This window comes from Hyphomicrobiales bacterium, assembly GCA_030688605.1.
GTDB lineage: Bacteria > Pseudomonadota > Alphaproteobacteria > Rhizobiales > NORP267 > JAUYJB01.
This window is the reverse complement of sequence record JAUYJB010000038.1, coordinates 1-10,595: the sequence shown is the minus strand read 5'-3', so window position 1 is coordinate 10,595 and position 10,595 is coordinate 1. Positions and strand designations below refer to the sequence as shown.

Here is a 10,595-nt window from a genome sequence, read left to right as displayed (position 1 = left end):
CACATGCGCGGTGGAAATGGTAATCCCGCGCGCCTTCTCCTCCGGCGCCTTGTCGATCTGGTCGAACGGGGTGAAGGTCGCTCCGCCGGCCTCCGCCAAAACCTTGGTGATCGCCGCCGTCAGCGTCGTCTTGCCATGGTCGACATGGCCAATCGTGCCGATGTTGCAATGCGGCTTGGTCCGCGCAAACTTCTCTTTCGCCATTGGAGCTCTCGTTCACCGCTGCGTTTATCGGTCCCTGGTGGGTTCGGAATGATCCATCATGCGGTCCAACCTGAAGCGACACCTGCGGCCATCCGGTACCCCCGCGTCGTCCCGCCCTGGGGCGGCTGCATCTTCCCTGGAGCGGGTGAGGGGAATCGAACCCCCATCGTCAGCTTGGAAGGCTGCTGCTCTACCATTGAGCTACACCCGCCTGCATTCTCCATTAAAGCCCGCCACTGGAACCAGGTGTTGGTGGAGGGGGTTGGATTCGAACCAACGTAGGCATAGCCAACGGGTTTACAGCCCGTCCCCTTTAGCCACTCGGGCACCCCTCCGGATCGGGCCGTACACATAAGCATTTGCAAATTGGCGTGGCCCTGCCATTTGCGCAAACAACCCCCGCCCCGCCGAAGCCGGCAGGAATGTCCGCCGTTTATGGTGATGTCGCAGCCGTGTGTCAACCGGTAAAGCGAAACAAACACGCGAATTCCCCCGCACCGGCCGGAACCGGGCCGGGCGGCAGAATTCGTGCATAGCAATGACGGTTTCTATATAACGCAATCCATGAGCAAATACCAGGGCCGGCGCTCCGGCATCCCCCGCGGCGCCACGGCGCAGACGCCAGGCCGAACCCCCGGCAACCGCGCGCCGCGCCATCTCCTGGCGCTATACGGCTTGCACGCGGTAGAGGCCGCGCTCGACAATCCGCGCCGCGAGGTGGTCAGCGTCACGGCCACCCAAGCCGTTGCCCGGCGTCTTGCCCCGGCGCTCGCCCGGCGCGGGCTTCAGGCGCGGATTGCGGAAAGCGCGGAGATCGGCGCGCGCCTTGCCGAGGGCGCGGTGCATCAAGGCGTGGTGGCGGAGGTCAAGCCCCTACCCCCGCCCACGCTGGCGCAGATCGTTCCGGCTTCGCCGCTGATCGCGCTCGACCAGGTCACCGACCCGCACAATGTCGGCGCCATTCTGCGGTCGGCGGCCGGTTTCGGCGCCGCGGCCGTGATCGCGCCCGATCGCGGAGCGCCGGCGCCCTCCGGCGCGCTTGCCAAGGCCGCCTCCGGCGCCCTGGAGCACGTCCCCTATGTGCAGATCACCAACCTCGCCCGCACGCTCAAGGAGCTCAAACGGGCCGGGTACTGGATCTTCGGCCTCGATGGGCAAGCCGAAACCGCGCTGGAAACGGTCGCCGGCCACGCGCCGGCGGTGCTGGTCCTCGGCGCGGAAGGCGGCGGCTTGCGCCGCCTGACGCGGCAGGAATGCGACGTGCTGGTGCGCATCGCCCTGCCGGGAAAGATCAATAGCCTGAACGTGTCCAACGCCGCCGCGATCGCTCTTTACGCGCTTTCCCGCGCCGCAACGCTCGGACCCCAATCGACCGACTCGACTGAAATCCACCAAATCTGAATCGGATTTCGGTCTTATCTATTCGGTTGAGCATGTTCTTTTCGCAAAACCGGTTCCCACTTTTGCGGAACATGCTCTGGAGACTATTGACCGTCTGCCGGCTGTAGGCAGCGATAATAGGCCGGACGCGTCAGCCCGGCGTCGCCGCAGCGGCGATAGCCATCGAGCTCGTTCAAGAAGCTGTAATTGATGTAGGGATTGACCAAGAAGCGCCCCTCCTGCTCCTTGAAATTGCCGAACCGGTCGATCTCGTCTTCGAGGTCCGGATAGAGCGCCAGAATGGCCTGCTTCAGCTCATCGCCCTTGAAAAAATTGTCGGGCAGCTGGTCGAACGGCCCGTCGAAATAATTGTTGTTCTCGACATTGCCGGCATAGACGGCGATGAGCAGCTTACGGTCGAAGTAGCGGTCCTTGTAGAATGCGAACCCGGTGCGCATGCCGAGCAGGATCGACGGATCGCCGTCGCTGTAGGCGACGAGTTCCTCCGATTGCGGGCCGGTTTCATCGAGCACGAACATGAACCGACCATCCTGCTTGTGGAACATCAGGAAGAATTGCAGGCCGGATTCGTCAAACACCGGGCCGAGATAGGTCTCCCCTTCCCCGACCATTTGCGGCGGCGGCTGCACGCCGCGCAGATCATTGAGAGCGAACAGCACGGATTTGCCCTTGAAAGTCACCCGGTAGAGCAGGTCTTCGACTTTTTCCACCTCAACGCCGTCGACAATCGAAAGCGGACGGTACTGGGTCACCAGTTCCGTGCTCCAGTCCTGCGTCTGGTTGAAATAGGCGAAATGCAGGACGCCCTCGTCGCGGTCCTTGATATCGAGGCGCATATTGCCGGCATAGACCAAGCCCTTATAACCAAAGGTGAAATAGAAATAGTTCTCGGTCGGGTACACGGTCACCCGGTCGGAAAGTTCGGAAAATACGTGCCCGAAGACGCTGGCGATGTCGTCGATGGCGAAATCGGGCGCCGTGCGAACGCCCTCGACATAGGTTTGGTTGAGCGACACGCCGTTGGTGCCGGATTGCGCCGCCGCGGCGCCGGCCGACAGCAGCAGTGCGGCGCAGACGGCCAGGCTTCGAGTCAGGCTCATCTTGCGTTGCAGAACCATGGCCGGATAAGCCCTCCATTGTTGCGCTCGGATATTGGCGACCGAGACATCCGATGATCACGACTTCGGCGCAACGACGCTGCGAAACAAGGCTCGATCGACCCCGCGTCGCGCCCAACGCAGCCTACTTCTCCGGGATTCTCGGCCCGACGTTCGGTTGCGGAACCCGTATGAGCGGCGGTTGATCGGCGAGCGTGGCGCGGCTGGTCGCGGAATTGTGCTGCGAAGAATGGTTCGAGCGGTGGAAGGTCGACAGCGCCGAGTTGTGCGTCGGCGTCGGCGTCGGTCTCGGCGTGACCGCCGGCCTTGCATGGCTGGTCGCGGAATTGTGCTGCGAAGACTGGTTCGAGCGATGGAAGGTCGACAGCGCCGAGTTGTGCGTCGGAGTCGGCGTCGGGATCGGTGTCGGTGTGAGCGCAGGCCTTGCTCGGGTTGTCCGCGAATCGTGCTGAGAAGACTGGTTCGAGCGATGGAAGCCTGAGAGCAGCGGATTGTGCACCGGCGTCGGCGTCGGCGTCGGTGTCGGCGTGACCGCCGGCCTGGCCCGGCTCGTCGCGGAAACGTGCTGCGAGGATTGGTTCGAGCGGTGGAAGTTGGAAAGCACGTCCGAATGAATGACCAACGGGTGCGTCGTTCTCGGATCATGCAGCGCCGAACCCTGCGTCCGGTGGAAGGTCGACAGGATCGGACTATGCACCGGCGTCGGCGTCGGTGTCGGCGTGACCGCCGGCCTGGCCCGGCTCGTCGCGGAAACGTGCAGCGAGGATTGGTTCGAGCGGTGGAAGTTGGAAAGCACGTCCGAATGAATGACCAACGGGTGCGTCGTTCTCGGATCATGCAGCGCCGAACCCTGCGTCCGGTGGAAGGTCGACAGGATCGGACTGTGGACCGGCAGCTCCCGCGTCGTGCGCGGGTCGTGCTGGTCGGACCGGCGCGTGCGGTGGAAATTCGAGATCGTCACCTGGTGCAACGGCCGCGCCCGCGTCGTCGCCGGGTCGTGCAGCGCCGAGCTTATGGTCCGGTGCAGGGTCGACAGGATCGTATTGTGCAGCGGCAATTCCCGCGTCGTGCGCGGGTCGTGCTGATCGGACCGGCGCGTGCGGTGGAAGATCGAAAACACCGGGTTGTGGGTCGGCCGTTCGCGTGTCGTCCTCGGATCGTGCTCCGAAGACCGGCGCGTGCGGTGGAAGCCGGACAAAGCCGGATTGTGGATGGGCAAACGCAGGCTGGTCACCGGATTATGCAGCGAGGAGGTCAGGGTGCGGTGGAAGATCGAAATGATCGGATGGTGCAGCGGCAGTTCCCGGGTCGTCCTCGGGTCGTGCTCATCGGACCGGTACGTGCGGTGGAACGCCGAGATCGAGGTGCGGTGGAGAGGAATCGGCCGCGTCGTCACGCCGTCATGCAGCGAGGAGCGGTAACGCAGGTGGAATGACGAGATTGCCGGGTCATGCAACTCGATCGGGGCACTGGTGCGGAAATCGTGCAGCCGCGAAGCAAATCTGCGGTGGAACGCGGAAATCTGGACCTGGTGCGCCGGCGGCGGCGGAATTTCGATGTCCACATAGATGCAATCGCTGTTATTGCGCGGGTTCGCGTCGCCGTCTCGCGCCCCGCCGGGCCCGAACAGCGCGATCAACAGATCGTCGGAGATCTCACCCGTCTCGGGCAGGCCGAAGGCCCGCTCCGCCTCCGCGATCGCGGCGCTGGTGCGCGGACCCACAATGCCGTCGGGCGGGCCGGGATCGAAGCCGCGGATGTCGAGCTCGATCTGGATGGCGCGCAGCTGGTCGCGCCCGCCGAGGCTCAGCCATTCGATGGCCACGCAGTTGCGCACCCGCGTCAGTGCGATGTCGCTGGGCGCCAGGAAATCGACACTGAGCGACAGCCGCTCGCCCGGCGCAAGCCGTGCAAGCGGGAAATAGCAGGCGATCTGCGCACCGCTGTCGCTGCAGATCCATTCGCCGTGGTCTCCGGCCCGATAGACGAGGCCGCCACCAATGTCATCCGACAACACGATCGGACCCTCAAATGGGATGGTGCCAGCGTTCAGGACGGTGAACTGGAAGCGGCACAATTCGTTCGGGCCGCAATTGGCGACCACGCGCTTGGACACCGCGAGGTCCGGGACGTCGGCAATGAGCGGCTGCTCGCCGGCGGCGCGATAGATTTCGAAATCACCGACATGCCCCGGGCTCAGCTGCGCGGCAGTGTGCTGCAGCCCGACCATGTATGAGGCGTCCGGTCCCGTCGGCGGCGTTACCGGACCGGGGCTCGGGTAAGGCGCATAGGCCTGCGGCTGGGCGAGGTCCGCCAGCTGCGTGCTCGGCGTGCCCTGCATGCCCGTGGTCGGGCGCGGGTCGGTACCCTGGCCGTCGGTGCTCGGGCATGGCGTCAGTGACGAGCAAAGATCGTCGCCGGTCATCCACACGACCGCTTCCGGCGCGGTGGAATCGAGCGCACCTGAGCCGGTGTAACCGAAACCGAGCGCCAGACCTCCGGCCGCGGCGGCGCGCAGGTGCGGCGGGTCGAGATCGCTGCGCTCGTCATAGCCGACATCGAAGCGCCCATCGGCAAGCCATAACCCCTCCTCGCCGCGCGAGAACAGCAGCACCCGCGAGCCCCGCGGGGTTGTCGCCGCGTCGTCGCCGGGAAGGGAAACGCCGTTGAGCCCGCCGCGCTCGGCCAGGAACATGGCATCGGCGCTCGAAAAGGCGATGTCGGTCACCGGATGGCTCGCGCCGTGCTCGTCGACATCCTCGGCGGTGACGAAGAAGGGCGGCAATTCGAACTCGCGCCGCACCGATTGCAGGTCGAAGCCGCCGGCAGGGTCGAGACCGACGGACCAGATCGTATTCGTGGCATCGTCGCTGTCGGCTTCCCATTCCGGGTTGCCGAAGCTCTGCGAGCCCCAGACCGCGTAATAGAGCCGCACGGCGCCAATCTCGAAATCCTCGTGAATGCCGAGCCCGTATACGCGACGGCGGAAGTCGGCGATGTTCCAGCATTGCGGATCGGCTGAAAAGCGCGCCGCCGCCTCGTCGGCGGACCCCACGCCGCAGTCGGCGATGCGCGGAGCGCTTGCGGGATCGAAGGAGACGACATCGCTGACGGCGTATTGCGCGGTCTCGCTGTCGAGATAGTAGGCGCGCCCGTCGACGCCGTGGTCGTAGCGGTCGATAACCTGCCCGCTTGCCGCATCGATGCGAAAGATCATGCCGGATTCGAGATCGGAGACGAACAGCTGATTGTTGGTCTCGTCGAAGGCGATATTGCCGAGGCCGGCGCCGCTGTTGGGCCGATCGTCCACCGTCAGATCGGCGAAGACCTCCGGCTGGTAGGCATTCTCGGCGCTGAGCCGATAGACGGTCCCGGGGCCGCCATTCGGCCCCCACATGCCGTCCATCCAGTCGCTATTGTCGGGATTACGGAAAAGCCCGTAGGCGGAGCTCGCCGTGACGTAGATATTGGCCGGTTGCGCATTGTCGACCGCGATGCCGAATAGCTGGCCGGCATCTCGCGCCAGCACGTGCAAGACTTCCGGGACATTGTCCCAGCGGCTGCCGTTGGCGTTGTAGCCGGGACTCGACAGATCGAGCACGCGCGCAACTTTGCCGTCGGGATCAAGGACAAATTCGCCCGGCGCCGCACCGAGCATGACGCCGGAGAAGCCGGTCACCACCCCGGCGCCGTTCGGCAGGTCGCGCGGTTGCGCATGCGCGCCGGCGCCGAACGCCACCATGGCCAGCGCCGAAGCGGCGACACGCATCGGCGCGCACATGGCCGGTTTCCGGTTCTTTCCGTGCGATGTGGAGAAACGAGGCATCCACCAGAGGCAGCTCAGAATCCCGGCGTTCGACATACCCACCGTCTCCTTATGCCGTACACCGCCCCTGGTGTTCGGGCACTATAGACCGGTCCAAATCGAGCGGCAAGGCGCGCAGGCCTCGGGAGATGCCAGCCCCCACCTGCCATCGGACCTGTTTCAGAAGGCTTTAAGCGCTCGATAAGTCTTTACGCGCCAGGCCTTGGAGCGCTCAGGGAAGCAACACCGTCGCGCCCGTCGTCTTGCGTGCTTCGAGGTCGCGGTGCGCCTTGGCTGCGTCTTTCAGCGCATAGCGCTGGTTGATGGCGACCTTGACCGCGCCGTTTCCGACGACGCGGAACAGCTCGCGCGCGCCTTTGATCAGGTCCTCCCGCTTGGCGGTGTAAGTCGCTATCGTCGGCCGGGTCACGAACAGCGAGCCCTTCGGGGCCAGAGTCTGCAAATCGAACGGCGGCACCGGCCCCGAGGACTGGCCGAACAGCACCCACATGCCGAGCGGCCGGAGGCAGTCGAGCGAACCCGGATAGGTATCCTTGCCGACGCCGTCATAGACGACATCGACGCCGGCGCCCTTGGTGATCTTTCTCACCCGTTCGACGAAGTCCTCGGCCTTGTAGTCGATCACGTGTTGGCAACCGGCGGCCTTGGCCAGCCTGACCTTGGGCTTGCCGCCGACAGTGCCGATTACGGTGGCGCCCAGCGCATGGGCCCATTGGCAGGCGATCTGGCCGACGCCGCCGGCGGCGGCATGAAACAAGATGGTCTCGCCGGGCTTGACCCTGTGGGCGCGGCGCAGGAGGTATTGCGCCGTAAGCCCCTTGAGCATGATCGCGGCGGCCTGCTCGTAGGACACGTTGCGCGGGATCTTGACCGCCCGGTCCGCGACTAGGTTCCGCTCCTCGGCATAGGCCCCGAGACCGCCGCTATAGGCGACGCGGTCGCCGGGCTTGACGTCCTTGACGCCACGTCCGACGGCGACGACTTCGCCGGCGCCCTCGGCGCCCGGAATGAAGGGCAGGCTGGGCGGTTTGTAGAGCCCGGTGCGGAAATAGGTGTCGATGAAGTTGAGCCCGATCGCGTGATGGCGGATGCGGACCTCACCCTTGCCGGGGCTGGCGACTTCGACCTCCCGCCATTTGAGTACGTTGGGGCCGCCATGCTGGTCGATCTGGATCACGTGCGTCATTGGAGTGCCTCCTGGAGCGGAGTTCCCGGGCCGAGAACAGAGCCACGCTTTTGCAAATGTGGCTGCCGCGGTCAAGAGCGCCGGCGGCCCTTCGGCAGGGTGGCGAGACACGCCTCGACGATGGCGTCGGCGTCGATGCGGTAGGTTCGGTAGAGGTCGGGGACGGTCCCGGTCTGGCCGAAATGCTCGACGCCCAGCGCCTGCACGCGGTGCCCGCAAACGCTCCCGAGCCAGGCCAGAGCGGCGGGGTGGCCGTCGGTAACGGTGACGATCTGGGCGCTGCGGGCGAGCGGCCGCAACAGCGTCTCGACATGCGCGTCCAGCAGGTCGGCGTTCTGCTGGCGCGCCCGCTGCGCCGCCTGCCAGCCGGCGTTCAGCCGGTCGGCGGAGGTGACCGCGAGCAAGCCGGCATCCGGCGCAAGCTCGAGAATGCGGCCCATGGCGGTCGCCGCTTCGCCGGCCAGCGCCCCGGCAAAAGCAATCGCCAGCTCAGCCCCCTCGACCGGCGGACGCAGCCAATAGCCGCCCTTTACGATGGCCTCCTTCAGCGCCGGCGTCATGTCGCGGATCGGCTGTTCGACCGGCTTGGTCGACAGGCGCAGATAGACCGAGCCGCCCTTGCTCTCGCGCGGCCAGCTCGTGTCCTCGGCCTCCTCGTCGCGCTGGATGTAGCCGAAGGCCCATTCGAGCACGGCGGCAAGCTCGTCCACATGGGCCGGCTCGAAGGCGGCGAGCCCGTCCTGGGAGATGCCGACGAGCGGCGTCGCGATCGACTGATGCGCGCCGCCCTCCGGCGCCAGCGTGATGCCCGACGGTGTCCCGACGAGGATGAAGCGGGCGTCCTGATAGCAGGCATAGTTGAGCGCATCGAGACCGCGCAGGATGAAGGGGTCGTAGAGCGCGCCGATCGGGATCAGCCGTTCGCCGAACAGCGAATGGGCAAGCCCCAGCGCGCCAAGCAGCAGGAACAGATTGTTTTCGGCGATGCCGAGCTCGATGTGCTGTCCCTTGGGGCCGGCGTCCCAGCGCTGCGCCGACATCAGCTTGCGGGCGCGGAAGATGTCCTCCTCCTGCTGGCGCGAGAACAAGGCCCGCTGGTTGACCCACGGCCCGAGGTTGGTCGAAACGGTCACGTCGGGCGAAGTGGTCACGATCCGGTCGGAAAGGGCGCTGCCGCTCTTGGCGATTTCCGCGAGGATCTTGCCGAAGCCCTCCTGCGTCGACATTTGGCCGCGGATGCGCGGCAGCGGCAGCGCCGGAACCTCGATGCGGGCGGCCTTGAGCCGGCGCCGGCCCTTGGCGTTGAACGGCACGGAGGTCAGCAGGGCCTGCAAGCTGCGCGGCTTCCGATTGAGGCCCGCGACCTTATCCCATTCCTGTCCCTCGAGAATGTTGTTGGCGTCGCGAAAACGGGCCATCTGCCGAGCCGTCATCAGGCCGGCATGATTGTCCTTGTGGCCGGCGAATGGCAGGTCCTTGCCCTTGATCGTGTACGCGATGAAGCACACCGGCCGGTCGCTGGGCGCCTGCTCGAAGGCGCTGACGACACTCGGCATGTCGTGGCCGCCGAGATTGGTCATCAGCGCATGCAGCTCGGCATCGTCATGGCCGTCGACAAGCGCCAGCGTCCTCGGCGCATCGGCAAGGTCGGCGGCGAGCTGGTTGCGCCACGCGGCGCCCCCCTGAAACACCAGCGCCGAATAGAGCATGTTGGGACAATCGTCGATCCATTGCCGCAGCCGTTCGCCGCCCGGCCTTGCGAATGCCTGCTCGAGTTTGGTGCCGTATTTGAGGGTCACGACCTGCCAGCCGAGGCTGGCGAATACGTCGCGATAACGCTGAAAAAGTGTGTCCGAAACCACCGAATCGAGACTCTGCCGGTTGTAGTCGATGACCCACCAGCAGTTGCGCAGGTCGTGCTTCCAACCCTCCAGCAGGCATTCGAACACATTGCCCTCGTCGAGCTCGGCATCGCCGATCAGCGCCACCATGCGCCCCTCCGGCCACTGCCTGCCCCAGCCGCGCGCGCGCAGATAGTCCTGGGCCAGGCTGGCAAAGACGGTGATCGCGGCGCCGAGACCGACCGAGCCGGTGGAAAAATCGACATCGTCGGCATCCTTGGTGCGCGAGGGATAGGACTGCGCGCCGCCAAGGCCGCGAAAGGCCTTCAGCTTGTCGAGGCTCTGATTGCCGATGAGATATTGGATGGCGTGAAACACGGGGCTCGCATGCGGCTTGACCGCCACCCGGTCCTGCGGCCGCAGAACCCGGAAATAGAGCGCCGTCATGACGGTGGCGAGCGAGGCCGAGGAGGCCTGATGGCCTCCGACCTTCAGCCCGTCGACGGATTCGCGGACCAGATTGGCGTTGTGGATGATCTGTGTCGAAAGCCACAGGACCTTGCGTTCGATATCCTCAAGCAGCGGAATATCGATCTCATGCGGCCCGGCGCGGCTTATCTGCTCGCGTGCCATGGGCCAGCCAGACTACAGCAGATGCGGGACTTTGGCATCCACGGCCCGAAAACAGCCTAAAGACGCTTAGGATCCGGCGCGCCGCCTGCGGGCGGCGAGGACGTTGACCGCCTCGACGCCGGCGGCGAAGGCCATGGAAAAGTAGATGTAGCCGCGCGGGATGTGGAACCCGGCCCCGTCGGCGACCAGCGCCGCGCCGATCAGCATCAGAAAGCTCAGCGCCAGCATCTTGGTGGTCGGATGGCGGGCGATAAAGCCGCTTATCGGAGCGGACGCCAGATACATCTCGATGATCGCGATCAGGACGGCGGCGATCATCACCTCGACTTGCTCGGCGATGCCGATGTCGGTGATGATGGAATCGAAGGAGAACACCATGTCGATGA

General features: G+C 65.4%; 7 protein-coding genes and 2 tRNA genes. 1 reads left to right on the top strand and 8 read right to left on the bottom strand.

Features of this window, described 5'->3' with window-relative positions:
* The 3 genes from Q8P46_04700 to Q8P46_04690 form a co-directional block, all read right to left on the bottom strand.
* On the bottom strand, positions 1-204 hold a 204-nt coding region (locus tag Q8P46_04700; GenBank protein ID MDP2619460.1), incomplete at its 3' end, for a GTP-binding protein.
* Positions 205-341: 137 nt separating this feature from the next.
* Positions 342-415 (bottom strand) — tRNA-Gly (locus Q8P46_04695).
* A gap of 39 nt (positions 416-454) precedes the next feature.
* Positions 455-539: transfer RNA gene (locus Q8P46_04690), tRNA-Tyr, on the bottom strand.
* 229 nt (positions 540-768) lie between these two features.
* Here Q8P46_04690 and rlmB point away from each other — a divergent pair.
* Positions 769-1,605: a 23S rRNA (guanosine(2251)-2'-O)-methyltransferase RlmB gene (rlmB, locus tag Q8P46_04685; GenBank protein ID MDP2619459.1), complete on the top strand. Its 837-nt coding sequence runs from the start codon at positions 769-771 to the stop codon at positions 1,603-1,605.
* Positions 1,606-1,688: 83 nt separating this feature from the next.
* On the opposite strand, the gene Q8P46_04680 is transcribed toward rlmB, so the two are convergent.
* From Q8P46_04680 to Q8P46_04660, 5 genes are all read right to left on the bottom strand, one after another.
* Positions 1,689-2,723, bottom strand: a complete 1,035-nt coding sequence (locus tag Q8P46_04680; GenBank protein ID MDP2619458.1) for a hypothetical protein — start codon at positions 2,721-2,723, stop codon at positions 1,689-1,691.
* 124 nt (positions 2,724-2,847) lie between these two features.
* A complete protein-coding gene (locus Q8P46_04675) occupies positions 2,848-6,504 on the bottom strand; it encodes a peptidoglycan-binding domain-containing protein (GenBank protein ID MDP2619457.1) in 3,657 nt (1,218 codons plus the stop codon).
* Positions 6,505-6,760: 256 nt separating this feature from the next.
* On the bottom strand, positions 6,761-7,735 hold the full coding sequence (locus Q8P46_04670) for a quinone oxidoreductase (GenBank protein MDP2619456.1): 975 nt from the start codon (positions 7,733-7,735) through the stop codon (positions 6,761-6,763).
* A gap of 71 nt (positions 7,736-7,806) precedes the next feature.
* Complete coding sequence (locus tag Q8P46_04665) at positions 7,807-10,209, bottom strand: transketolase (protein ID MDP2619455.1); 2,403 nt, start codon at positions 10,207-10,209, stop codon at positions 7,807-7,809.
* A 66-nt stretch (positions 10,210-10,275) separates the two neighbouring features.
* Positions 10,276-10,595, bottom strand: a 320-nt coding sequence (locus Q8P46_04660) for a TerC family protein (protein MDP2619454.1), incomplete at its 5' end; no start/stop codon positions are given.